General features: G+C 45.4%; 23 protein-coding genes and 1 tRNA gene. 15 read left to right on the top strand and 9 right to left on the bottom strand.

Going from position 1 to position 23,331, the window contains the following annotated elements; genetic code table 11:
- Nucleotides 1-46 precede the first annotated feature (46 nt).
- Nucleotides 47-2,548, bottom strand: coding sequence for a vWA domain-containing protein (locus tag PN466_RS04705; RefSeq protein WP_271937378.1), 2,502 nt, complete (start codon nucleotides 2,546-2,548; stop codon nucleotides 47-49).
- 151 nt (nucleotides 2,549-2,699) lie between these two features.
- On the opposite strand from PN466_RS04705, the gene PN466_RS04700 reads away from it, so the two are divergent.
- The 5 genes from PN466_RS04700 to PN466_RS04680 all read left to right on the top strand — a co-directional run bounded on the left by PN466_RS04700 (nucleotide 2,700) and on the right by PN466_RS04680 (nucleotide 8,118).
- Nucleotides 2,700-4,958 (top strand): heavy metal translocating P-type ATPase, encoded by a 2,259-nt coding sequence (locus PN466_RS04700; protein WP_271937377.1) that lies wholly within the window; start codon nucleotides 2,700-2,702, stop codon nucleotides 4,956-4,958.
- A gap of 209 nt (nucleotides 4,959-5,167) precedes the next feature.
- Nucleotides 5,168-6,091: a GUN4 domain-containing protein gene (locus PN466_RS04695; protein WP_271937376.1), complete on the top strand. Its 924-nt coding sequence runs from the start codon at nucleotides 5,168-5,170 to the stop codon at nucleotides 6,089-6,091.
- 535 nt (nucleotides 6,092-6,626) lie between these two features.
- Nucleotides 6,627-7,571: an XDD3 family exosortase-dependent surface protein gene (locus tag PN466_RS04690; protein WP_271937374.1), complete on the top strand. Its 945-nt coding sequence runs from the start codon at nucleotides 6,627-6,629 to the stop codon at nucleotides 7,569-7,571.
- Between the two features lie 117 nt (nucleotides 7,572-7,688).
- Nucleotides 7,689-8,006 carry a nucleotidyltransferase family protein gene (locus PN466_RS04685; RefSeq protein WP_271937373.1) on the top strand — a complete coding sequence of 106 codons (318 nt, stop codon included), beginning with the start codon at nucleotides 7,689-7,691 and terminating at the stop codon, nucleotides 8,004-8,006.
- Complete coding sequence (locus PN466_RS04680; RefSeq protein ID WP_271937371.1) at nucleotides 7,993-8,118, top strand: hypothetical protein; 126 nt, start codon at nucleotides 7,993-7,995, stop codon at nucleotides 8,116-8,118. The genes PN466_RS04685 and PN466_RS04680 overlap by 14 nt, the downstream gene beginning before the upstream one ends.
- 34 nt (nucleotides 8,119-8,152) lie before the next feature.
- Here the strand turns inward: PN466_RS04680 and PN466_RS04675 are convergent, their stop codons facing one another.
- From PN466_RS04675 to PN466_RS04655, 5 genes are all read right to left on the bottom strand, one after another.
- Complete coding sequence (locus PN466_RS04675; protein WP_271937370.1) at nucleotides 8,153-9,724, bottom strand: glycoside hydrolase family 3 N-terminal domain-containing protein; 1,572 nt, start codon at nucleotides 9,722-9,724, stop codon at nucleotides 8,153-8,155.
- A 23-nt stretch (nucleotides 9,725-9,747) separates the two neighbouring features.
- Nucleotides 9,748-10,158 carry a 30S ribosome-binding factor RbfA gene (rbfA, locus tag PN466_RS04670; protein ID WP_271937369.1) on the bottom strand — a complete coding sequence of 137 codons (411 nt, stop codon included), beginning with the start codon at nucleotides 10,156-10,158 and terminating at the stop codon, nucleotides 9,748-9,750.
- 77 nt (nucleotides 10,159-10,235) lie between these two features.
- Nucleotides 10,236-10,439, bottom strand: coding sequence for a DUF751 family protein (locus PN466_RS04665; protein WP_271937367.1), 204 nt, complete (start codon nucleotides 10,437-10,439; stop codon nucleotides 10,236-10,238).
- Nucleotides 10,440-10,523: 84 nt separating this feature from the next.
- On the bottom strand, nucleotides 10,524-11,345 hold the full coding sequence (mazG, locus tag PN466_RS04660) for a nucleoside triphosphate pyrophosphohydrolase (RefSeq protein ID WP_271937366.1): 822 nt from the start codon (nucleotides 11,343-11,345) through the stop codon (nucleotides 10,524-10,526).
- Between the two features lie 124 nt (nucleotides 11,346-11,469).
- Nucleotides 11,470-12,075, bottom strand: coding sequence for a metal-binding protein (locus PN466_RS04655; RefSeq protein ID WP_271937365.1), 606 nt, complete (start codon nucleotides 12,073-12,075; stop codon nucleotides 11,470-11,472).
- A gap of 72 nt (nucleotides 12,076-12,147) precedes the next feature.
- Between PN466_RS04655 and PN466_RS04650 the strand changes: the two genes are divergently transcribed.
- Nucleotides 12,148-12,220: transfer RNA gene (locus PN466_RS04650), tRNA-Val, on the top strand.
- Between the two features lie 380 nt (nucleotides 12,221-12,600).
- Here the strand turns inward: PN466_RS04650 and psbN are convergent.
- Nucleotides 12,601-12,732, bottom strand: a complete 132-nt coding sequence (psbN, locus tag PN466_RS04645) for a photosystem II reaction center protein PsbN (protein ID WP_271937363.1) — start codon at nucleotides 12,730-12,732, stop codon at nucleotides 12,601-12,603.
- Between the two features lie 156 nt (nucleotides 12,733-12,888).
- Here psbN and psbH point away from each other — a divergent pair, with 156 nt between their 5' ends.
- The 7 genes from psbH (at nucleotide 12,889) to PN466_RS04610 (ending at nucleotide 17,142) form a co-directional block, all read left to right on the top strand.
- Nucleotides 12,889-13,092, top strand: coding sequence for a photosystem II reaction center phosphoprotein PsbH (gene psbH / locus PN466_RS04640; protein ID WP_271937362.1), 204 nt, complete (start codon nucleotides 12,889-12,891; stop codon nucleotides 13,090-13,092).
- 165 nt (nucleotides 13,093-13,257) lie between these two features.
- Nucleotides 13,258-13,551 carry a TatA/E family twin arginine-targeting protein translocase gene (locus tag PN466_RS04635; RefSeq protein ID WP_271937361.1) on the top strand — a complete coding sequence of 98 codons (294 nt, stop codon included), beginning with the start codon at nucleotides 13,258-13,260 and terminating at the stop codon, nucleotides 13,549-13,551.
- Nucleotides 13,552-13,560: 9 nt separating this feature from the next.
- Entirely contained in the window at nucleotides 13,561-14,205 is a 645-nt protein-coding gene (gene pth, locus PN466_RS04630; protein ID WP_271937360.1) for an aminoacyl-tRNA hydrolase, read from the top strand.
- A gap of 42 nt (nucleotides 14,206-14,247) precedes the next feature.
- Nucleotides 14,248-14,511 (top strand): DUF3146 family protein, encoded by a 264-nt coding sequence (locus PN466_RS04625; RefSeq protein ID WP_271937359.1) that lies wholly within the window; start codon nucleotides 14,248-14,250, stop codon nucleotides 14,509-14,511.
- Between the two features lie 41 nt (nucleotides 14,512-14,552).
- Nucleotides 14,553-15,422, top strand: a complete 870-nt coding sequence (locus PN466_RS04620) for an SDH family Clp fold serine proteinase (RefSeq protein ID WP_271937358.1) — start codon at nucleotides 14,553-14,555, stop codon at nucleotides 15,420-15,422.
- 100 nt (nucleotides 15,423-15,522) lie between these two features.
- The gene (locus PN466_RS04615) at nucleotides 15,523-16,227 is read left to right on the top strand and encodes a metallophosphoesterase family protein (protein WP_271937357.1); all 705 of its coding nucleotides are present in this window, start codon (nucleotides 15,523-15,525) and stop codon (nucleotides 16,225-16,227) included.
- Nucleotides 16,228-16,305: 78 nt separating this feature from the next.
- Entirely contained in the window at nucleotides 16,306-17,142 is an 837-nt protein-coding gene (locus PN466_RS04610) for a DUF928 domain-containing protein (protein ID WP_271937356.1), read from the top strand.
- Nucleotides 17,143-17,244: 102 nt separating this feature from the next.
- Here the strand turns inward: PN466_RS04610 and PN466_RS04605 are convergent, their stop codons facing one another.
- Together PN466_RS04605 and PN466_RS04600 are read right to left on the bottom strand one after the other, a co-directional pair.
- Entirely contained in the window at nucleotides 17,245-18,111 is an 867-nt protein-coding gene (locus PN466_RS04605) for a Cof-type HAD-IIB family hydrolase (protein WP_271937354.1), read from the bottom strand.
- A 42-nt stretch (nucleotides 18,112-18,153) separates the two neighbouring features.
- Nucleotides 18,154-19,752: an Hsp70 family protein gene (locus PN466_RS04600; RefSeq protein WP_271937353.1), complete on the bottom strand. Its 1,599-nt coding sequence runs from the start codon at nucleotides 19,750-19,752 to the stop codon at nucleotides 18,154-18,156.
- A gap of 82 nt (nucleotides 19,753-19,834) precedes the next feature.
- Here PN466_RS04600 and PN466_RS04595 point away from each other — a divergent pair, with 82 nt between their 5' ends.
- A complete protein-coding gene (locus PN466_RS04595; protein WP_271937351.1) occupies nucleotides 19,835-20,239 on the top strand; it encodes an NIL domain-containing protein in 405 nt (134 codons plus the stop codon).
- Between the two features lie 486 nt (nucleotides 20,240-20,725).
- Nucleotides 20,726-23,329: an eCIS core domain-containing protein gene (locus PN466_RS04590; RefSeq protein WP_271937349.1), complete on the top strand. Its 2,604-nt coding sequence runs from the start codon at nucleotides 20,726-20,728 to the stop codon at nucleotides 23,327-23,329.
- The last annotated feature ends 2 nt before the right edge of the window (nucleotides 23,330-23,331 follow it).

Below are 23,331 nucleotides of genomic sequence, written 5' to 3'. Positions count from 1 at the left end.
GAGGAGCGATCGCGGCGATCGCTCCTCACTCCTTTCAGCTCGTCCTTTAAGATACGCTATAATACTCGGTCTTGGGATAAACACTGATAATCAGATCGCCTACTTCAAAGAACAGACCTTCTTTTTCCGACTTAGAAAACTTCAGATCCCCTGATTTAGCTGAGAGTTCATCGGCAGTATAGGCAACAGCTTCTAACTCATCCGGAATGAGTCCCGTTGCACCAATATGAAACACCAACGGCGAAATCTTGTCTCGATAAAGGGTTTCTAAGGCTTGATTAACCTTCCTCAATCCTCCAGTCAAGGCTTCCACAAATTGCTCGGTTTCCACCGTTTCTCCTTGCCATTTTTTCTCCAGTGAGCTAACCAAATCAGCCGCACCTAACTCCTGCAAAAGTTCAGTTACACTGCCATTTTTTTCCAAGCCCAGAAATTCGTCAAAAATGGGCTTCATCAAGTCGTCTACCTTCGTCACTTTTGTGCGCTTCGATAACGTCTTGTAACCAAACACGACCGGTGTATCTAGACTTTGGGCAAAGGTTGGCTTATCTAACTTTTCTCCCGTTTGGCGATCGCAGACTTCATAAAACCGATCTAAAAACTTGTTGGCTGAATGCAATTGACCCAAATTGAGAATTTCACAATTTCCTAACTCAATTTTATAGCTCACCCGCGAATCCACTTTACCGGTATTCAATGCTTCTTCTAGATCGGAATATTCGGTAGTCGTGGGAAAATTCAGATACAAACTCTTGGATAAATAATGCTCTTTCAAGGCAGCCAGTTGATCGGCAGTATAGGTCTCAGATACTTCTTTCAGATGGGCAGAAAAGAGACTCGATAATACCCGCAAAATGGCTAATCGAGAAAAAATTCCCTGCACTTGAGTATAATCGGCGGCCATGGGCACAATCGGTAACTGGGTTAAGTCGATTTTGTATTCTGTGTTAAAATCAAATTGGTCGGCATCAGTCAACAGATTCTGTTCTTTGAAGACCTTAAAGACTTTGGCATTACTAAATTTTACCTTGAAAGTCTCAACATTTAACTCCCCATCTCCAACCAGAGTATAGTTGTTATAAGATTTCAAGTCATTGAGCAGAATCCCAGCAACTTCTGTAATTGGGGTTTTATCCTCAGATTTAACTAATTTTACTGGACGGGTAATCAGTAAATTGATGGTTGCGGTATTGCGGTTAATGTCAAATGACCCCATTTGCACATAGTCGCCACTGTCCACATATTCGGTTTTCAGCCAAGGTTTGACTAGGTTGCCTTCTGCATCTCGCTGCCCAGGAATACGCTTGACTCCCCGGCGTTGATAATGATCTTGGAGATGTTTGAGATTGAGAATGATTTGGTCTTTGTGGGTCTCGAATAACTGAATGAGCGCTAAAATCGGCAAGTTTTTGTTGATGGGGACTTCAGAAAGAATCTCGCGATCGCCTAAACTCTGAGGATCGTAAATAGCTTTATCTAAGTCTTGGGAAAATTCAACCAGTTGGCTATTGGTAATGGCTTTACCGTGACGCTGAGATAAGGTGGCATCAAAGGTGCTGACGAGGGCATATTTAGCCAGGTTTAAGTTCCCATCAATGAGTTGCGCTTTGGCGAAGGTAAATACGGATTCATCGGTTTGCGCTAGGGGGATATCGGTTAATTGCTCAAATTCGGCTTCGGTCAGTTTTTGATATTTATAGAAAATACCATCATCATCGGATTTAAGCCCCAAAATTTTCAGTTTGCCAGCATTGCCATTGAGCTTACGAGCGCTGTGGGAGAGGAAGAGTTGATAGTCATATTCTTTGAAGAGGGGTTCTTCGATCGCTTGGCCGATCGCCTCCCCTAAAACTTTGGACGTGTTGTACAGTGAATCGTAGACCTCTTTCACTGTGCCAGCTTGGACGCAGGTTCCAGACACCAGGTTGGCTAAACGGGAGAGTAATTTAAAGTCAGAACTGGCAGAATAGGCGATCGCGTTCAGAAAAACGTTATTCTGGTTTAGATTCTGACAAATTTGTTCTAGAGTTTGCACTTCCGATCGCACATTCGGATGATTCGCATAACCATCACTATGCAGGGTAATGCCCGTTAGCTCATCCGGTTGAATTAACTCAGTTGCCAGTTGCAGCGCTTGGGAAATGCAGGTTGCACCAGAAACGCGAATCTTTTGAATGTCCTGAATATAGGAAGAATTGAGCTTCATCACCTCTTGAATGGGGACGCGCTGGAAGTGCGAGATCAAATTTCCTTGGGAAGAATAGGAAATTAGGGTGACCACCAGTTGGGAATGGGTGTATTCTTCTAGAGTCAGGAGCTTGATCAGGGTTTCCTTGAGGGGGTTGATGTCATGGTACATTGAGCCGGAACGATCGATGACAATAATACTATGGGCGATCGCCTCCACTGCTTCCGTATTCGAGTTCTCTTCCTTCTGACTTAACGGTTGGCGATCGACCCGATAATAAGCCTTTGGCTCACCTGCTTGGTTGTAGAGGACAAACTTAGTTGTCGGTGCAGGGATCAATTCAGCAGCGTTCTTAACCATAGGTTATCCAAGCCTCTTGCATCATTACCTCCCTATTCTAACCAATGTTGATTATTTTGTCAACCTAACAATTGGGGTTATAACCCACCCCTTGACTCTCCAGTTGGGTGGAGTGTTTACACTCTAGGCAATGAATTGGAGGGCGAAGGTTATGCAACAGCAAACGCTACAGGTAGAAGGCATGTCATGTGCCGGTTGTGCCCAACGGGTTGAAAATCTGATTCAAGGCATATCAGGGGTTACGAACTGTTCCGTTAACTTTGCTCTTAGGGAAGCAAGCATTGAATATAGTCCCCGTGCGGTTAGTTTAGATCGGATTCAACAAATAGTCGCAGATGCGGGATATCAAGCCCATCTTCCTTCAGAGGAAGAGGGGGAAGCACACTCCGATCTAGAGCGACAACAGTTACAACAAAAACTCTGGCTGGGGGGAGCGGTTTCCGTTCTGTTAGTGGTGGGTTCTTTCCCGATGATGACTGGACTTTCGATACCAGGTTGGCCCCATTGGCTCCATAACCCTTGGTTGCAATGGATGGTGTCAACTCCGGTTATGGTTTGGTGTGGTCGTTCGTTTTTTGTCGGAGCCTGGAAAGCCTTTCAGCACAAGAGTGCGGATATGAATAGTTTGGTGGCTTTGGGAACCGGTTCAGCCTATTGCTATTCCTTGTTTCCGACCCTATTTCCTGGATTTTTTGAGGCTCAAGGACTGAGCGCAGATGTGTATTATGAAGCAGCCGTGGTGATCGTTACCCTGATTTTGTGGGGGAGAATGCTGGAACATCAAGCCCGATCGAAAACTTCATCAGCCATTCACGCTCTGATGGGCTTACAACCGAAAACAGCACGGGTAATGCGGAATGGGGAAGAGCAGGAAATTCTGTTAACCGAGGTGCAAGTGGGCGATCGCCTCTTGATCCGTCCTGGCGAAAAAATCCCCGTCGATGGTAGAGTCATTCAGGGTTCCTCAACAGTTGATGAATCGATGGTTACCGGGGAAAGTATCGCCGTGGAGAAACAGCCCGGTGATGAAGTTATTGGCGCAACGATCAATCAAACGGGTAGTTTTCAGATGGGAGCCACCCGTGTGGGCAAAGATACGGTTTTAGCGCAGATTATCCAGTTGGTGAAAGATGCCCAAAGTTCTAAAGCACCCATTCAGAAATTAGCCGATCGCGTGACTTCCTGGTTTGTGCCTGCGGTTTTAGCCATAGCTGCCATCACCTTTCTCACCTGGATTCTGTTGACTGGCAACCTCACCCTAGCCATGGTAACCACCGTCAGCGTTTTAGTCATTGCCTGTCCTTGCGCTTTGGGGTTAGCCACGCCCACCTCGGTAATGGTGGGAACCGGGAAAGGGGCACAACAGGGAATTCTGATCAAAGGGGCGGAAAGTTTACAACTTGCCCATCAGGTGCAAACCATTGTTTTAGATAAAACGGGAACGCTGACAGAAGGGAAACCCACAGTTACCGACTATATCACCGTTTTGGGAACCGCCCACGGCAATGAATTGAAACTTTTGTCCCTAGCAGCCAGCTTGGAAAAATCCTCTGAGCATCCCCTAGGAAAGGCTGTAGTGGACTATGGAGAGCGTCAAGGGGTGAAAAAAAGCTTGAGCGATCCGGAGCAGTTTCAGGCGGTTCCTGGCTGTGGCGTGCAAGGTTATATTTCGGATCGCCTCATCCAACTGGGAACTCGGCGATGGATGGAGGAGTTGGAGATTAATCTGGCGGTAAAAACGTCTCAGGGTGTGGCATTGAGCGAGTATCAGGAGCAGTGGGAGAATGCGGGAAAAACGGTAATTTGGATGGCAGTGGATGGACAGGTGGAAGCGATATTGGCGATCGCCGATGCGCTCAAGCCCTCTTCAGAAGCTGTAGTTAAACGCCTACAGCGCATGGGGTTAGACGTAGTGATGCTCACAGGAGATAATCAGAAGACAGCAGAGGCGATCGCCTCACAAGTCGGTATTACCCAGATTTTTGCCCAAGTGCGCCCCGATTCCAAAGCCGATACAGTGCGCCAATTGCAACAAAACGGTAAATTAGTCGCCATGGTTGGCGATGGTATCAATGATGCCCCTGCCTTAGCCCAAGCCGATGTCGGCATAGCCATTGGTACAGGAACCGATGTGGCGATCGCTGCTAGCGACATCACCTTAATTTCTGGTGACTTACAAGGCATCATCACCGCCATTCAACTCAGCCATGCCACCCTAAACAATATCCGCCAAAACCTATTTTTTGCCTTTATTTATAACACCGCCTCCATCCCCATTGCAGCCGGTATTTTATATCCCCTTTTCGGTTGGTTACTCAATCCCATTATTGCCGGGGGAGCGATGGCGTTAAGTTCCGTTTCGGTAGTAACCAACGCCTTACGATTACAGAAGTTTGAGCCAAGAGGCTGACTAGAAACCGGGTTTGTGCCCAACTTTGTCGTTCCTATCCCAGGTTCTCAGAGAAACCCGGTTTCTTTGCCCCTCAGCCAAGACGAGAAACAATTCTATAGTGCTTTATATTGCTCCAATACTGATATACTCAGGGATGGGAGTTCTCGCGATCGTCACGGTAACATCCGATCATCCCCGACTAATCCTACATCGCCTTGGAGGACACTATGGAAGAGGTAGAGACTCGTTTTGAGGTGCGTTTGATCCAACTTTCGGAACAAGTGGATCGGTTAACGAAAGAACAGGAGAATATAAAAGCGCAGCTTGCAAAAATAAAAGCGTCTGGTTTATCCGATACGAAACCGACACAATCTGCTTCCCCTGCTGACACTCAACTCGATGCACCCTCAGACGACATCCCCTTACAATCTTCTTCTGGACAAAGTTATGCACGGTTAAAATATCTTCTCAAATGTGGACATTGGCAAGAAGCAAATGAAGAAACAGTATTTCAATTACAGAAATTAACTGACTCTGGATGTTGCAGCGATATTTCTGAAAAAGACTTAGCAGAAATTCCTGCTGAGGATTTAGAGATTATGGATCGTCTTTGGTTCCAATACAGTCATGGTAAGTTTAGCTTTAGTATTCAAAGTCAAATCTACCGAGAAATCGGAGGAACTGAAGACTCTAGAGAGATTGTCTTAGAGGACTTTGGAAAGATTCTAGGTTGGTACACAGATAATTATCGTTGGATGAGTGAGGGGGATTTAATCCTTGATCTCGAACAAGCACCAATAGGTCACTTTCCTTACATAGAAGAACTGGATTTAGATCTCTATAAAATCTTACTGTGTCGTGAAGAATGGTCTGAATTTCAACCTATTTCCGAAATGGAAGTACAGATAAAACTGCTTGCCGAAAAAGAAAGAATCAGATCGTCTGACGTGTACCAAGAAGAACTTGCCAGGGAACGGGAAAAAGAGCGAGCAACTCTCATTGATGCCTTTTTACAGGACAAATTTACCGAAATTGATGAAGAACTCTTAGCCATCAAGCCAAAAATGATCGCCCTTCCCACAAGCAAGTTTGTCAAGACATTACTCAAACTCCGCAAATGGTCTCGCGAACAACTTCTAGAATATTTGTAAACCTGATTAGCAACCCGGTTTTTAGCCAAGGTTGAGGTCCATTAAAGCCTTTTGTTCTGGGAGACAGGGAACGGGGAACAGGCAGTAATAGGCTCTAACAGAGTGAAGTCCTGAATAAATTCTCAACCGATCTGGAATGGAAGCGGGTAAGGGTGTTGCTACTCTTACGACAATTTTGGCAGCCTTTCCCTACAGCCTGCCAAAATTGCTGAGTATTTGTGTAGATTTCATAATTTATTGGTCAGATAAATAAACCTGGCTTTAAAAATAGGGGTTTCTAGGGGTCTTCCCTTGTACTGCTTCTGTATCTTTCACAGAGTCTTCATTTGAGATGCAATCTAAATTCAGCAGCTTTGCCGATGGCATGGCTGAGGAACTCGCATATGCTGAATATAGGGTAAAAACAAAGCCTACTAAACGCCGTGAAGTTTGCGTGCATCTGTTGAAGCAAAAATAATCATTCATATTGATTAATGTTAAAGACGGCGGTTAAGTGGGCAACACCAGATAACACAGAACAGAAGGAGCAAACCTCATGAAACTTAATTCTATTCAAACTCTTATCGGTACTGCTGCAACTACCGTTTGTCTGCTGAGTATGACCGGAGTTGCCCAAGCTGGAAGCTTCTACAATGGTTGGAACTACGCTCGCGATTACTCCGACGATGGTACTGGTGGCTATTCATGGGTTGATGGGCGCAAAGTATCGGGCTATGAAATGTATGGCATGGCAGTTCACCAAGAGGGAGACACCATTACTGTTGGAATTAACGCCAACCTAGCGTTAGACGGAAGATATCATGGTGGTGCGAAAGACAAAAACATCGGTTGGGGTGACTTTCTCTTCAGCGTTGGTGGACAAGAGTATGGTATTCACTTCGCCGAAACCAACGACTCCTTTGGACGGGGACTCAAGAATGCCGCTCAGGATGCTGCCCAGGGAACCAATCCTCTAGGTCTGTATAAAGACATTACCACCAAAAATGTTAGTGCCAGAAACTCTGGTTGGTCTACCATCCAAAAGCATTACAATCACACCAAAAACCGCAGCCTGAATGTTCAAGATCGCAATGCTGGTATCAAGTCTTTCGGCGATCTTGAATCCTCTGAAACTTCTTTCTACACAGCCAAGCGTGGCGCTCCCACCTCCATTGCCTCTGGAACTAAAGTCGAAAACGATAACTTCCAACTGCTGAGTCAGAGCCAACTGAGTGGTTTAGGCTTAGACTTTGCGGGCGCTTTTGGAGTCGGCAACAATAAGCTGGGAGCTACAACCTTTGGGTTTAGCTTCACCAGAACCCCGGAAATGCTCGGTGAGTTTGTGGCTCATCTGTTCGCTGAATGCACCAATGATGGGATGGCTATAGAAGGTATTTTTGAAGAAGTCGCTACTGTTCCCGTTCCCGAACCCACTGCACTCACTGGTTTAGCTCTCGTCGGCTTAATGTTTGCTGGTGCAAAGCTGCGTAAACAAAGCTAAATAAGCGTTTTGGGTTATCAGGTGACCCATTGCTGGTGCGATCGCTGCTCCAAGGAATAGTAAAGTGGGTTGTTGTAGACTAGAGACAAGGTGTACCTTGTCTCTAGTTGTTTGCATATGCCAATTCAAATTCCGATTGACGATCGCCAAATTGCTCAGTTCTGCGATCGCTGGAAGATTACGGAACTGGCATTATTTGGTTCGGTCTTGCAAGAAAATTTCGATCGCGATCGTAGTGATGTTGATGTCTTAGTTTCCTTTGCCGAGGATGCCCGCTGGACGTTGCTGCATTTGGTGGATATGGAAGATGAGTTACGGAAAATATTTGCCAGAGATGTTGATTTAGTCGAACGTCAAGGAATTGAGCAAAGTCGAAATTATCTGCGGCGCAAAGCAATTTTAAGTTCTACTCACACGATTTATGCAACCTCGTGAGATTCACTACTTACTAGATATGCTCAATGCAGCTAAGTTAGCTCAGGACTTTGCTTCAGGTATTGCGTGGGAAGATTTTGAAGCGGATCTCATGCGCCAAGCAGCCGTATGACTCCTAATGCTTAGAATGACTCAAGAAGGATCTTTCAAAAGCCTAGGGTTTTCAGGGCGATCGCTTGTGCGTCTGGCATTTGTCCGTAACTGAACACATAAGGCACAGTATCGGGCAGTTGGGGACGCAGAATTTCCAGGATATAGGGACTGCCATAAATGACCAAGGCTTGCAGATCATGGGTTTTAAGCAAGGCTTCAAACCAGGCGATCGCCGTTTCATTCAACGTGGAACTCCCGCGAAAGGGATGACCGCGAACAAACAATTGTAACAAGGTTGGTTCTTGACCTTGGGGGAGTAAACTGGGGGTATGACGGTCTACGAGCTGCAACCGATATCCCTGGGCTGCTGGCATCAGAATGGCGGGCGCGGGTTTTGCCAATACGGAACAATCCAAGGCATCATCGACAACTATTAAATTACATCCTCCTTGGGGATTGAGGGGCAGATGTCCACCCGTTTCCTGGGCATCTCGGAGGATAGATTGCACGGCTTGGCGGGGTTCTGGGTTGCCCAGACTTTGGGGAAATTGCGGAGAATCTGGTCTCGGTTTAACCTTTTGTTTGGCTTGAAAAATGCGCTCTACGGAGGCTTCGATGCGTTCTGGAGCAATTTTTCCGGCTCTGACGGCGGCACAGACGGCGGCGATCGCCCCTGGAGGATCTTGGGGCATGAGCAGAATATCAGCGCCTGCTTGCACGGCTAAAACGGCTGCCTCGTGGCTGCCATAATGCTTGGTAATGGCTCCCATCACCAGAGCATCGGTGACAATTAAACCGCTAAAGCCCAACTCTTGACGTAGTTTCTGGGTAAGAATTTTGGGAGATAACGTGGCTGGATATTGCTCATCCCAAGCCGGAATCTGCAAATGGGCGCTCATAATGCTATCGACTCCAGCGGCGATCGCTCCCTGAAACGGGGGTAGCTCAATCTCGGCTAACCGCCCTTCCGAATGGGGAAGCACCGGCAGTTCTAAATGGGAGTCTACCGCCGTATCTCCATGGCCGGGAAAATGTTTGGCTGTGGTTAAAATCGGATAGGGTTGAACTCCTTCAATATAGGCGGCAGCTAATTGACTCACCCGTTGCGGTGTTTGGGCAAATGCTCGCACATTAATCACCGGATTTTGGGGATTATTATTCACATCTACCACAGGCGCATAGAGCCAATTTAAGCCGATCGCGATCGCCTCTTTTGCCGTCATTTCCCCCATCTGTTGGGCATAGTGGCGAGCTGCTTGGAGTGATTTTTCAGCGATCTCCCCCAGTGCCATGGGGGGTGGAAAATGGGTAGCGCCACTAAAGCGTTGTCCCACTCCTTCTTCCACATCTGCACCCACCAAAAGGGGAAACATTGCCCAACTCTGCAAACGGTTAATGCGATCGTGCAGCTCCGCCGCACTTCCACCCACTAAAATCACGCCACCCACGCCCCACTGGGCAATCCAGGCTTTTAGGGTATCATTCGGTGGTTCCCAATCAGGGTAGCGGATTTGATGATCGAATAAATAGCCACTTGCCCGAATGACGACCATTTGGGCAACCTGTTGCTCTAAAGAAAGAGAAGCTGGATCGGGCAGATGAAAAGAATAAGTTGAATGTACCATTGCTCTACACCTGCCTGACAGCTTTACTCATTGTCTTCAGCGGAGACAATCTTTTCTGAGTCCTCATCTTCGAGGGGATGATGCTCGTGGGAAATCTGGTTAATCAGATGCAAAAGGCGATCGCCCCTTTCCAAAGAGGTATCTTCTAAAAATACCACCTCTGGAGTGCGCCGTAACTGCATCCGATGGCCGAGTTCATAGCGAACATAGGGAGTTGCAGACTCCAATCCTTCCATGGTTTCGGCTTTTGCTTCTTCCGTACCGTAAATACTGACGAAAATTTTAGCATGTTGCAGATCTCCAGAGACATCCACATCGGTAACGCTGACCATACCCGCCCCTACTCGGTCATCTTTAATGCCATGAAGCAACATTTGGCCGACTTCGCGTTTAATTTGGGAGGACACGCGAGAGACACGACGACTGTTAGCCATAAGACTTCCTCCACATTTTGGGGTGATTAGCGGTTATTTTCTCGGGTCTAAAGTCCGAATCTTGTTTGATGCGATCTTCACACCGGAGCTAATCCTAGCATAGCCCGTAATGTCAGGGTTAGGAAGACTAAGCTGGAAACTAGAAGTCCCAAAGTGGCGATCGCCGTTACGGGAGTGCGAAAGAGCGGCTGGACAGATTTGAATAAAAAGAAGAAAATGCCTAGCGTGAAGGTAATTAAGTACCGAGGATAGCGCGATACGTTCTGAAAGAAGTCTCCCATGGGATCGAGTTTAGAGTGCCAAAAGTGAACAGGTCTCTAATTATTCTACCGCCTTTGAGTAGATACAACCCGATTGCCGATTGCCTATTGCCCATTCCCTAGTGCCTCACTCTTTTTCGCTTGCTGCCAGAGTTCCTCTAGTTCGTCTAGGGTATATTCGGATAGGGGGCGATCGCTGATCGCATCAACGATGGTTAAGCGTTTCAAAAACTTGCCATAGGTTCCGTGTAAGGCTTCCGAGGGATCTAACTCTAGCCAACGAGCGAGAGTAATCAGGGTAAATAGCACATCTCCAAGTTCTCCTTGTTGAGCGGCTTTATCCTCATGGGCGACAGCCTGTTTCAATTCAGCTAGTTCTTCCTCAAATTTACCCCAAACTCCCTCAATATCATCCCATTCAAAGCCGGCCGAAGCTGCTTTTTTAGAGATTTTCATGCCTGCGGTTAGGGGCGGCAAAGTCGATGCATATCGTTCGAGTTTTGTCAATAGGTTAGGGGCTTTGCCTTTTTCAGCCGCTTTAATGTCTTCCCAATTTTGTCTAACGTCTTCGACACTTTCCACTTCAACATCAGCAAAGACATGGGGATGGCGACGGATCAGTTTGTCACTAATGCCATCAGCCACTTCTTTCAGGGTAAAGTCTCCATTTTCTTGGGCAATTTGGGCTTGCAAAACCACTTGCATGAGTAAATCCCCCAATTCTTCGGCGATCGCCCTTTGATCCCCTCCCCGAATGGCATCCACCGTTTCATAAGCTTCTTCAATCACATGGGGAATCAGGGATTGGGGCGTTTGCGCTAAGTCCCAAGGACACCCTCCAGAGGGCGATCGCAACTGGGCAATGACTTCAATCAGCCGTTGCATGGCTTCTAAGCTGGAGGCGATCGATGATTCGGAATGACTCATGTTTAGGGAATAGGGAATAGGGAATAGGGAATAGGGCAAACCCACTCCTAACTACCATAAACGATAAACTTGGTAGGTATTGTAATGGAACAGATGTGGACACTCTGGACGCAGAGGTGACTCATTATTTATTACTCCGTTTTCTCTTAGTCGGTTTACGAGCGGTGGAGCGACGACGGGGGGCACTTTTACGGCTGGGGCGTTTTTTCCATAGGCCAGACCAGCCATATTTTTGATAGCGTTTGTAAGTAGAACCGATATGATCGCCTAAAATATGGCTAATCGATCCTAGCTCTAATCCCACAAATAGGGCTAATCCAGACCAGCGATGTTCTTTTAAAGTCCTCCCGATCCATTCACCTAAATCCGTCCAACCCCAAGCTATAGCAGAGAATTGAACGGCGATCGCCCCGATCGCGAATCCGAATACAGCTATCCAAAAGAGCAAATAGATTACCCGCACCACCGTTCCAATCAGCACACCATGGGAGATAAACGAGCGATGATGTAAGCTCTTTTGATACGGTATCCACAGCCAGCGAAACCATCCCCAACGCCGAAAGGGGCGCGATCGCAAATCCAGATCTGGACTGAGCATCAATCCCCCAAACAGAAATCCCCCCGCTACCCATAGAGTTAACTCACTACTGCGGGTGATCGCTAAAGTCGCTCCAGTCACAAGGGGGAGACTCCACAGGGTAATGCGATCGTGGGTAGCACCAGAAGGCATAAAAATTAATTCAAAAAAAAGCTTGCGTTATCTAATCCAGTTTGCTACAATAGGTTATTGTGAGTCAAATGGGGGCGGTTAGCTCAGTTGGTAGAGCGCCTGCCTTACAAGCAGGATGTCACTGGTTCGAGCCCGGTACCGCCCATTCGTCTTCAGCTTCTACTAATCCTGAACCCTAGCTAGCTCCATCGTGCTTTTAAGTCAAGGGGCTTATACATATTTCACACAAGCCTAGTTTAGCACCAGAAAACGAAATGGGACAGAAAGAGGTCACCATAAGACAGATGATTCTGTTGTGGTCACATGACCTCCTGGTTGGCGCTGAACACCCCCAAGATTTCTCTCAGGGATAACACTTCCCACTGTACCAAAGCATCTGGTTAACAAGATCTCAGATGGGTTCTATAGCAGAGAAAGGGATAGTTAGGACATTTTCTATTGCGATTCGTGCCTGTTGCTAGAGTGCCTTAAACCATCACCTAAGTGTCCTAACCAACTCCTTTTCTGCTACATAACTATATATTCCTAATCTTCATGATCTTCAAAGGGATCGTCTAGGGCTTCCGAGGGCGGCCCAAACGAGGTATATAACGAAACACCGGTTAACGCCAAGACAATTGCTACAATGCCGATATTAAGAACCGTTGCAGTTTCCATAGGTTTTTGAACTAAGATATACTATCCTTAAATATAGTATTACAAAAATTTACATTTGGGGGCGATCGCGGCGACCAAGATTCCTTCAGGATTTGCAGTTCTGCCAGACCCAGACCAGTGTAAAATCAGAAAATTGAAACGGAAGATAGGAGACCTATGGCACAACGTACCCGTTTAGGAGAGATCCTCAGACCCTTGAACTCGGAATATGGTAAGGTAGCCCCCGGCTGGGGAACCACCCCCCTCATGGGAGTGTTTATGCTACTCTTTTTAGTCTTTCTGCTGATTATTCTCCAAATCTACAACTCATCTCTTCTTCTGGAAGGATTAGACGTAGACTGGACAACTCTCGGTCGGTAGAATACGGCAATCATAATACAGTAACCAACGTTTACTCAGAACGTTTAGTGATTCCTGAAAACTCGGTTTAGTCGATAAACCGGGTTTTTTTACAGCGCTTTGCGCAGCAGAAGGGTAACGGGAAAACCGTTTTTCACGCGAGTTAATTTAGGAGAACAGAAGAGCATGAATATTTTTGGCATTGGTTTACCGGAAATGGCTGTGATCATGATTGTGGCTCTGTTGATCTTTGGGCCAAAGAAATTACCGGAAATGGGCAAGGCGATCGCCAAAACCATCCGTAGTTTCCAGCAAGCCTCGAAAGAATTTGAACAGGAATTTAAGCGCGAAGCTGCCCAAATTGAAGCCTCGGTAAAAGAGCAACCGAGCATTCAACCAAGTGTTGAAGTGATCAAAACCCCTGAAAGCGAACCTCAAGAAACGTCAACAGCAAGTAATAATTCTACCTCAACTAGCTAACGAAGAACCATGAATAGCGAGCGATCGCCAAATCCCAAACCCCAACCCGCTCTCGCGATCCCCCAACTGATTGTCGGTTTAGGCAACCCAGGCACTCAATACGATGGTACTCGCCATAACATCGGCTTTGACATCATCGATGAATTAGCCCGGCGCTGGAATGCCTCCGGGAGTGCCAACAAAAAATTTCACGGATGGTTTGCTGAAGCGCCCTTTGCCAACGGGCAGAAATTGCGCCTGCTCAAACCTTCCACCTATATGAACCGCTCTGGGCAATCGATTCGCGCAGTTATAGATTGGTATAAACTGCCGCCTAATTCAGTCCTCATTGTCTATGATGATATGGATCTACCCGTGGGACGGATACGGCTGCGCCTATCCGGTTCCGCTGGAGGTCATAATGGCATGAAAAGTGCGATCGCCCACTTAGGAACCCAAGACTTCCCGCGTCTGCGAGTGGGGATCGGCTCCTCCAAATCTCCAGACACCGGGAGCAAAGACACTGTATCCCATGTTTTAGGCAAATTTTCCCCATCAGAAGCCAAAATCATCAATGATGTACTTCCAGGAGCAACCGATGCCGTGGAAATCAGCCTCAAACAAGGGATAGAAAAAGCAATGAACTTGTACAATAACCGACTGTTTGCTGCATAGTGAAGAGCGATCGCAATATCAAATTTTTAATGTTGAATTGATATGAGTTCTCAGCGCCTACCCGAAACCACCGTTTACGTCCGCGTATTGCGCCACTCTTGGCAACAAGGCAAACTAGAAGGAGAAGTCTTAGCCGATCAATATCAATGGGAATTTCAATGGCTCTTTCGCCATGGACAACTCCTCGTTAAACCCTCCCTAGGACGTGCTCTCATTCAAGAACCCCTGGGGCGATTTTTAGAACAACGAGATTATCAATTAGAACCGGGCGGTGATTACACTTTCACCGTCCGCGCCCAATTTTAACTGAATCTTACCATCATTAATTTTTAATTTTTAACTAATTTATGTCCTTTACCTTCTTCGATATCATCCTCATTGTCCTTCTACTGATTTCCATACAACCGGCTTGGCAACAACGACGAATTATCCGGAGGCGAATCCAAACCCTAACCGCCTTTGAACAACAACGGGGCAGTCGGGTTATTTTGCTGATTCACCGTCAAGAATCGATTAATTTACTCGGCGTTCCCCTGTCTCGTTATATCAGTATTGAAGACTCAGAACAAATTCTGCGAGCCATTCGGTTAACGCCTCCTGATGTTCCCATTGACTTAATTTTACACACCCCAGGAGGTTTAGTTTTAGCCACTGAACAAATTGCCCGCGCCCTGATTCGCCATCAAGCCAAAGTTACGGTTTTTATTCCCCACTACGCCATGAGTGGAGGAACGATGTTAGCCTTAGCTTCTGATGAAATTGTTATGGATGAAAATGCAGTTTTAGGCCCCGTCGATCCGCAACTGGGGAATTTCCCGGCTGCTAGTATTCTCAAAGTTTTAGAAGATAAACCTTTAGGAGAAATTGACGATCAAACGTTGATTATGGCGGATTTATCCCGTAAAGCAATTCAACAAGTCAAACGGTTTGTACGCGAATTATTAGAAGATGATATTCCCCAGCAAAAGATCGCTCCTGAAAACATAGATCGGATTATTGAAGAATTAACCACGGGTAAAGTCACCCATGATTATCCCATTCCCCCAGAGGAAGCGAAAGCCTTGGGGTTACCTGTAGTGACCGGGTTACCGAAAGAGATTTATGGTTTAATGGATTTGTATCCTCAACCAACCAATCGGCGACCCAGTGTTCAGTATATTCCGATGCCCTACGATCGCTCGCCCACCTTACCTATCCCTAAAAATACAGAAAAGTAGGATTGGGTTATAAACTCACTTGACGACTAAATTACTCAGAATTTTTGTTATAAAATATAGAGGTGCTTGAGTTGAACCTGTTGTCTCATGGAATTGTGATATGAGAATTTTAGCTATAGGTGATATTCATGGCTGCTCTACTGCTTTGGATAGCTTATTGAATGGGGTGAATCTCCGGAAAAGTGATGTAATTGTTACTCTTGGCGATTACGTGAATAAAGGCCCGGATACGAAGGGGGTGTTAGATCGATTGATTGCGCTTCACGAACGGGGTCAGTTAGTACCGATTCGAGGAAATCATGATTTAATGTTCCTATTGGCGCGATCGCTTCCTGAAGAGAAGGTTGCTCAAGATCGCATTACTCCAGAAACTCTTGCCTCCTATGGCACTCAAGAGAATGGGAAACCCATCAACATCACAAATATTCCCGATCGCCACTACCGCTTTTTAGCCCAAACTTGCTTAAACTATTGGGAAACCAAAGATCGCTTCTTCCTCCACGCAACTGCCGATCCGGATCTTCCCCTCGATCAACAACCTTATGAAAATCTATTTTGGCAAAAGTTTAAATCGCCTCGTCCTCATCAGTCCGGTAAGGTGATGATCTGCGGTCATACGAGCCAAAAAAATGGTCAACCGGTTAATTTAGGTCACGCTATTTGTATTGATACTTGGGCCTGCGGTCAAGGATGGTTAACAGCTCTAGATGTGAATACGGGAGAGCTTTGGCAGTCCAACCAACAAGGGGCCAGGCAAAGGAGCCATATTCACGACTTCCAACAGCGAGCCATGGCGATCGCTTAACCAAAACTGACGTTAAACTAAAAGGAGATGGGATAGTGGTTTTTCGTATTGTTTTTTTCTGATGAGGATCAATTGTTTATGCTATTTTCCTGGTTGCCTTCCATTTCCTGGCCTCGTCTTCAAGGGACTTTAGCTACCCTTTTAGCTTTAGGCGTGACGGTATTCCCTTTACCCAGTCTAGCCCTAGAAGATTTGCAACTGCCAGAAGATATTGGATTACCGAGTCGCCGTCAAGCCGGTGGAACCCGTGGCCCCTGTATTACCGATAAAAGCGGTCAACTCTTACCCATTATTCCTAAATTTAATATCGGCCGTACCCTCAAAGATTCCCCTACTCTATTTGTGTATTTGCCTCAACATACCACAGATCAAGGGATACTAATTTTGCAAGAATTAGATCAGGAAAAATTAGCTCAATCTGGCTTAACTTTAGCCAATCTCACTGATCACAATCAAGATCAATTTTTGAAAGCTGAATTCAAGAGTCCTATATCCCTCAATCAAGAATCAGGAATCTTAGGGGTTGCCCTGAGCGAACATCCTGAGATCCCTAAACTGGAGGCGGGAAAAATTTATTTGTGGGCCGTTCAGCTCGTTTGTAATAATACCTTTAGCGACTATGCCCAGGGCTGGATTCAGGTAGCCACAAATACCGAAGAACAAGCCACCTTGAGAGCTAAATTAGAGGAAGCAAAATCCGATCGCGATCGCGCTAAAATCTATGCCCAAGCAGGTGTATGGTACGATTTGCTCGTAGCTTTAGCTCAGTTGCGCCAAACCCCATCTAGCGAAGAACAAGCTCAAGCAACAACCGATTGGAAGAGTATCCTGACTCATCCTCAAGTGGGACTCGACCAGATTGTTGATGCTCCCCTTTTATCGAAGAGTCGAACTTCAACCGTTTTAGCGCCCTAGTCTACTATCAATCATCCTAAAGCTCACTATCGCCATCATCACCCATAACCATGACAGTATGACCTGTTGAGCTTTAGCCCCTCTTGATTCAGAAAACGGAATTTATCCAATCAGGGTACCTCCATTCATGATTTGAGCTAAAGCTGTAACCACACCATCCTCTTCTATTGAGGGAGCAATCCAATCTGCAATCCTCTGAATTGGAGCAGGAGCATTTCCCATGGCAACACCAATTCCAGCATATTTAATCATTTCTAAATCATTAAAATTATCGCCAATCGTCATCACATTCTCAGCCTTCAATCCCAGTAGGGTTTCTGCTAAATATTGTACCGCACAACCCTTATTAGCTAAGGGATGGGTGATCTCGAAAAATGTGGGTGTAGATTTGGTAAAATGTAGTTGGTCTTGAGTAAATGTGGCATATAAATCTGCCGAGAGTTTCTCAATTAACTCCACATTCTCACTCAGGGCTAAAATTTTGGTCGGTTCCACCGTCAGCAGTTCTCTGAAGTCTTCTACCACCTGAACTGGTACTGAGGTGCGCTCTAGATATTTGTGGGTATCTTCTCCCATATATTCGACATATAAACAATCATCAATATAGAAATGGATCGTAATTTTATGCCGATATTGGGGTTGTTCTAAAAAGTCGAGGATTTGCCCAGCTAAGGGAATAGAAACAGGAAAATGTCGGTGAACTTTATTCGTTTCTGGGTCTTGAATTAAGGCTCCATTGTAGCAAATCAGAGGAAAATCCGCACTGATCGCCTCGTAAAAGCGTAAAGCCGAGCAAAACATGCGTCCTGTCGCCACCGCTACTGGAATTCCCTGTTTTTTTACGTTGGCGATAGCTTCAATCACCGGTTGACGGACTTGGTTCAAGATCCCGGCGATCGTTCCATCAATATCTAAGACTAACAGTTTGATGTTTTGGCGATCGCCAACCGGAAAAGCATTCAAAGACATGAGATCGAAGTTCCCTCTATTACCTATGACCGATTACCCAATCTAGCTTAATTGAACCACAACTTGATTATTGAGCAAAGTTTGATTGGTGAGCAAATCTTCCACCGTAATTCTTAAAAAGCGCTCTCGATCGACTTGAAACAATACTCTGATCCGGTCACTTCCAGGAATACCGGGAGGATTCAAATTGGCAATAGTACGGGCATTTTCTGTATCATTTAATGGTGTTACCGAGCGCTTATCGCCGCTCAAAATACGGGTAATCAGGCGATCGCCATCAAAATAGATCTCTGTTCCTCCCGTTTGTGCCCCTAATTCTCCCAAAACAAACTCCAGTTTAGGTTGATTTTCTGCGGAAGCCCCTAACATTAACTCAATCGGTTTAGACATGGGATAGGGCTGTCCTTCTGGTATAATCGGATGCCAGCTATGACTTTTCGTGCGTCGATTCCAATAGCGAATGCCATAACTATGATAGAGAAAATCCTGTAATTCAACCCCCTGAACCAATTGCAGCGCACCTTCAGCGATCGCTTCAAACGGTTTATCACAGCGTACCTGTTTTTCCTCAAAATAGCCCTTAATCCAACCTTGTACGGCCGGAATTTGACAAGTTCCACCCACCAATAACACCGAATCAATTTGGGATTTATTCACCCCCTCACGGGTTGCTTGTTGCAGCACTTGAGCCATAATCGTATCAAGTTGATCAAAGAATTTACGGTCTTCTAAAATCGATTGCAACTGTTTACGAGTGAGTTTTAACTCATAGCTCTCTAGAGAATTTCGGTCAAAATAAACTTCTGTTGCTGTGGTACGGGAAGACAATTGAATTTTTAGTTTTTCTGCCAATCGAGTTAAAGACAAAGATTGAACTAAATCATACTGGGCTATCAATTCATCGGTAATCCAATGGTCTAAATCTGAACCCCCTAAATTCAAACCTGCTTTAGCAATCACTCGCGCAGTTTTCACCTGTTGACCTGATTTTTCCTCAAACGATTTTGCCCCCCATTTGAGAACAAATCCTAGAGGATTCGCCGCTTTTCCTTCACTTTTAATTCCATTGCTATTTAGTTGCACCAACGATAAATCTAATGTACCGCCGCCAAAGTCTACAACTAAAATTAAATTGCGATCGCCCACGCCATAGCCTAAGGCTGCTGCTGTCGGTTCATCAATCATTCTCACTTTATCCACCGACCAAGTTTGACAAACTTGCCCTAACCAGTGACGATAGGTTTCAAAACTATCGACTGGTGCCGTCACAATCAAAGACTCTTCCAGATTGATTTGATTGAACAAATGAGTGAGGAACCAAGTGCCCACTTGTTCAAACTGAATCGTCACTCCATCAAGTTGGGGTAAAAATCCCTGAATGGGGGTTCCAATCCCGCGCTTAAAGTGGCTAAAGAATCGGGTATCTTGAGCCAGATCTAAACCGCGATCGCGCACCGGCTGGCCAATAATCACTTGTTCCGACTCGGCATTTTCCACATAGACGAGACTGGGAATTAGGGGAGGATTGGGAGCCTGTTGTAGGGAATATCCAGGAACTTTAAGTATTTCCGGGGTTTGAGTCACTGGATTCCAGCGGCTAATGACCGTGTTAGAAGTGCCAAAATCAATTGCGATCGCCATAAGGGATTAGAAATGATAGAGTTAAAAAAAATTTGTTATCGGATATAAACACTCAAATTCTACCAAATCAGGGGGTAAAGCAGTGAAAAAACGAGTCACCCTTACGTTTGCCCAGCGTTGGGTACGAATGCCAGTTACCTACCGTTTGGCCAAGGATTTTAATGTCGCTGCCAATATTATTCGCGCTCACGTGGCTCCCAATCAAGTGGGAAAGCTGGTGGTAGAACTCTCTGGAGACATCGATCAACTCGAGGATGCGATTGAATGGATGCGATCGCAAAATATTCAAGTCTCTCAAGCCACCAGCGAGATTATCGTTAATGAAGAAATCTGTGTTGATTGTGGACTGTGTACTGGAGTTTGTCCGACTCAAGCACTCACTCTCAATCCAGAGACATTTAAGCTATCCTTTATGCGATCGCGCTGTGTCGTTTGTGAACAATGTATCGTCGCTTGTCCCGTCCAAGCCATTTCTACCACTCTTTAAAAGACTTCTTGCAGAAGGTGAGGGAATAGGGAATAGGGGTAAGAATGCAGGATTACTCCATTGCAATTTATTTTCTGCACAATTATGCAAGAGGTCTAAACTTAAAGTGATGATTTCTCTCTCGTCAATATCAGGGGTTGACGGGAGAGGAAATGCAGATCAATAGTGAATCATTACCCATGGAGTTTAATCAGACTTAGCCCACATATTGCCCACCCCTAAGGTAAACCCTGGTAATATCGTTTCACTGTATAAAGTATGGGTTAAAGGCATTTTTCTATGGCAGAAAAAAGGAGATTTAGGACATTTTCTATTGCGATTCGTGCCTATTGCCTATTGCCTATTGCCTCAAACCATAACCTAACTGTCCTAACTGACTCCTTCTCTGCTATAGCTGTTCGGGAATAATCAGGGCGTGTGTCATTGACCAACCTACATTGTAAAATGGAAGAATTGACTCAGTTATTGGGCGATCGGAGAAAAACTATGGCACGTGGACAGAGGCGGATCAGCAAGCGTTCAATTGTTCCATCTCAAGGTAAAGGCAAAACAGGCCACACCGTGCAAGCCCAGTCTAACCCGATTCAACGAGAAGGCAATCAATATGCCATGGGTAAAGATTGCCCTCTAGTGCGTCATGGCAATATCCTACAACGGATTATGGAGCGAGATGCCCGGCAACCTGTTGTGCAGCGAGATAATGAAGGTGAAGAACAACAATCGGTCAATCTCTACCCTACAGGAAAAGGATCGCCTCTACCGGATGAAATCGTAGACAACTTTAGCCAGCAAGGCCATCCAGAAGTGGCAAACGCTGAAGTTCATGTTGATGATGTTGCCACCCAAAGCATCGGCGCTCAAGCTTATACCACCCAGAAAAAAAATATTGTCGTCCAATCAAGCGTAGCTAACGATCCTAAAGTGTTGACCCACGAAGCAACCCATGTGGTGCAACAACATAATATGGATGTGCAACCTACCATTCCCAACACTCCCATCAACGATACCTTGGAACAAGATGCCCAAGATAACGAAAAACGAATTAGTCAAAATCAACCCGTTTCAGTACAACTCAAAGGCCAGAATACCCAGAGTTCGGGTTCCCCCATGATCCAACGTAAGATAGAAGCCAATAATCTCGGACAATTAGTCGAGCAGCAAATTGGGTTACAAGCCAATGTTAAAGCGAATGGAATTCAAGATGGCAAGACCTACACAACAGTAGGGTTTGAACATGAATTTGCCCAAATGAAGGATGGGCCGTTGCGGGGATTAGATCATGTGGAAATTGGTGAATCGAGCGAGCATATGCCCTTTACTGGGATCAATTTTAAGTTAGAGACCGATGCCAATAATGCTCTTGAACTCGTCAGTCCTCCTTTTCTTGTAGAAACCATTGGCCAGGGAAGTTCCATCCCTGTTCCTGAAGATCTGGCCAAAATCAATCGTTTAATTTCCATGGATTTGCAAGGGGCGGTCAATCCAGAAGACAGAACGATTGGTGAGTTTGTCAGCACAATGAAAGGCTCCTCCAATCTTACATTCAAGCTGAAAAGAAGACCCGACCTTGGAAGTGAACAGCGAACTCCAGACAATACGAGGAGGAGTAATGTATTTAAGCGATTTTTCCATTCTTGGTCGAGTTTAAAATTCGGCAATCCCTTCAAAGGGAATAAGCCGATTACTATAGTCGATAAAATCCCTGGAATACACTTAAAACCATCCAATAAAAATGGTGGTATTTTGCCCCAAGCGAATGTTGCTCTAAGCGGTAAGGATCTGGCAAAAGTAATCGATAAAAGCAGCGCTCCTAATGTGGCGATTAGTCCAAAGATATCTGCATTTGGCACACTACAAATGGGGATTAAAGCTAAATTGGTAGAGAAAGGAAATGAATTAACTAATAATCAAGTCTCTTCTGAGTTGAAAACGTTTCTTAATCAACTGGCACGAACCTTAAGTGGGATTGTCTCTGTCCCTTTCCAAAGCAGAGAACTTGCAGCACAAGGTAAAGCGACAAAAATGTTTGGCCATTGGAAACAGTATTGGAAAGGGTATAACAATGACAAAAAATCGGACAAAAATCCGGAGGGTATACGTGAGAAGACCTGGTCGGAAGAGGAAAAAAAGTACAAAATAAAATATACATGGTTGAAAAAATATAAGGAAATGGAACTACTCACCAGCCATGTTAAAGACGTTCAAGACCTGTGGGTAAAAGATACTCTGATGAATTTTGGCTTGGGGCTATCCTTAAAACCTGAAGATTGGGATACAGTCAAAACTATCCTTCTAGATAAAGATATACAAGGGATGTTAAGTGGTATAGAACAAAATGAGGCGATGAGTGCGCTGCGTACACAATATCCCTGGGCCTTTAGTAAAAATCGTGGAATTGGGCCAAAAATGGTTGCTGGGGCTAACAAAATTATCTCCCAAATTCAAAGTAATAAACTCGATACAACTGCCCCCAATGAAGACCTTGATTTTGGAGTAGATGAACAGCGTAGCTTCTTATCCCATAAAGAGAAGTATATTAGCCCAAGGCAAGATACTTTCTTGAAAGGTGGAACAGTTAAATTACCGGGCAGTGGAAATCGCGCCCATGTCTTAGAGTCACGCCGCAATGTCAATAGTTTCTTAGAGACATTAAAGGATATACGCTCGGAACAAGTCCCTGTAAATAATCAAATCCAACGTCCCAGGCGAGGTTTTCGGGGTCGTGGCTACAAGAAGAGAACAAATCAACAAGAGTTAGAAATCAAACTCAAGGAATTGCAAAAAAATCACCCGGTTAATTCCTTGGTTCGATACCGAATTGCCAACAATATTCATCGAGGTGAATTTCACGGCGGGCCACTGGATATTGATTGTTTGGCTAAGGTGACTGCCTATAGCTATAATCAGAGCAATCAGCCAGTATTACAGGTGACTGGAATTGCATTGGTTAACTCGAAAACTTTAAATACTCTGGCTCATGACCGCAGTGCTCAAGAGTATGTTAATAAGTATGAATTTAACTTAGACAATATAACTCCCAACCCTATCGGGGCAAGTCGTTGGATTACTAAAGAGCAGATTGTAATATAAGA

The sequence above is a fragment of the Roseofilum reptotaenium CS-1145 genome (assembly GCF_028330985.1).
Classification (GTDB): Bacteria; Cyanobacteriota; Cyanobacteriia; order Cyanobacteriales; family Desertifilaceae; genus Roseofilum; species Roseofilum reptotaenium.
This window is presented reverse-complemented; position numbering and strand designations above follow the sequence as displayed.

Excerpts from the sequence above, each read along its gene's own strand:
- PN466_RS04705 (WP_271937378.1), bottom strand. The coding sequence starts at position 2,548 with ATGGTTAAGAACGCTGCTGAATTGATCCCTGCACCGACAACTAAGTTT.
- PN466_RS04700 (WP_271937377.1), top strand. The coding sequence starts at position 2,700 with ATGCAACAGCAAACGCTACAGGTAGAAGGCATGTCATGTGCCGGTTGT.
- PN466_RS04695 (WP_271937376.1), top strand. The coding sequence starts at position 5,168 with ATGGAAGAGGTAGAGACTCGTTTTGAGGTGCGTTTGATCCAACTTTCG.
- PN466_RS04690 (WP_271937374.1), top strand. The coding sequence starts at position 6,627 with ATGAAACTTAATTCTATTCAAACTCTTATCGGTACTGCTGCAACTACC.
- PN466_RS04685 (WP_271937373.1), top strand. The coding sequence starts at position 7,689 with ATGCCAATTCAAATTCCGATTGACGATCGCCAAATTGCTCAGTTCTGC.
- PN466_RS04680 (WP_271937371.1), top strand. The coding sequence starts at position 7,993 with ATGCAACCTCGTGAGATTCACTACTTACTAGATATGCTCAATGCAGCT.
- PN466_RS04675 (WP_271937370.1), bottom strand. The coding sequence starts at position 9,724 with ATGGTACATTCAACTTATTCTTTTCATCTGCCCGATCCAGCTTCTCTT.
- rbfA (WP_271937369.1), bottom strand. The coding sequence starts at position 10,158 with ATGGCTAACAGTCGTCGTGTCTCTCGCGTGTCCTCCCAAATTAAACGC.
- PN466_RS04665 (WP_271937367.1), bottom strand. The coding sequence starts at position 10,439 with ATGGGAGACTTCTTTCAGAACGTATCGCGCTATCCTCGGTACTTAATT.
- mazG (WP_271937366.1), bottom strand. The coding sequence starts at position 11,345 with ATGAGTCATTCCGAATCATCGATCGCCTCCAGCTTAGAAGCCATGCAA.
- PN466_RS04655 (WP_271937365.1), bottom strand. The coding sequence starts at position 12,075 with ATGCCTTCTGGTGCTACCCACGATCGCATTACCCTGTGGAGTCTCCCC.
- psbN (WP_271937363.1), bottom strand. The coding sequence starts at position 12,732 with ATGGAAACTGCAACGGTTCTTAATATCGGCATTGTAGCAATTGTCTTG.
- psbH (WP_271937362.1), top strand. The coding sequence starts at position 12,889 with ATGGCACAACGTACCCGTTTAGGAGAGATCCTCAGACCCTTGAACTCG.
- PN466_RS04635 (WP_271937361.1), top strand. The coding sequence starts at position 13,258 with ATGAATATTTTTGGCATTGGTTTACCGGAAATGGCTGTGATCATGATT.
- pth (WP_271937360.1), top strand. The coding sequence starts at position 13,561 with ATGAATAGCGAGCGATCGCCAAATCCCAAACCCCAACCCGCTCTCGCG.
- PN466_RS04625 (WP_271937359.1), top strand. The coding sequence starts at position 14,248 with ATGAGTTCTCAGCGCCTACCCGAAACCACCGTTTACGTCCGCGTATTG.
- PN466_RS04620 (WP_271937358.1), top strand. The coding sequence starts at position 14,553 with ATGTCCTTTACCTTCTTCGATATCATCCTCATTGTCCTTCTACTGATT.
- PN466_RS04615 (WP_271937357.1), top strand. The coding sequence starts at position 15,523 with ATGAGAATTTTAGCTATAGGTGATATTCATGGCTGCTCTACTGCTTTG.
- PN466_RS04610 (WP_271937356.1), top strand. The coding sequence starts at position 16,306 with ATGCTATTTTCCTGGTTGCCTTCCATTTCCTGGCCTCGTCTTCAAGGG.
- PN466_RS04605 (WP_271937354.1), bottom strand. The coding sequence starts at position 18,111 with ATGTCTTTGAATGCTTTTCCGGTTGGCGATCGCCAAAACATCAAACTG.
- PN466_RS04600 (WP_271937353.1), bottom strand. The coding sequence starts at position 19,752 with ATGGCGATCGCAATTGATTTTGGCACTTCTAACACGGTCATTAGCCGC.
- PN466_RS04590 (WP_271937349.1), top strand. The coding sequence starts at position 20,726 with ATGGCACGTGGACAGAGGCGGATCAGCAAGCGTTCAATTGTTCCATCT.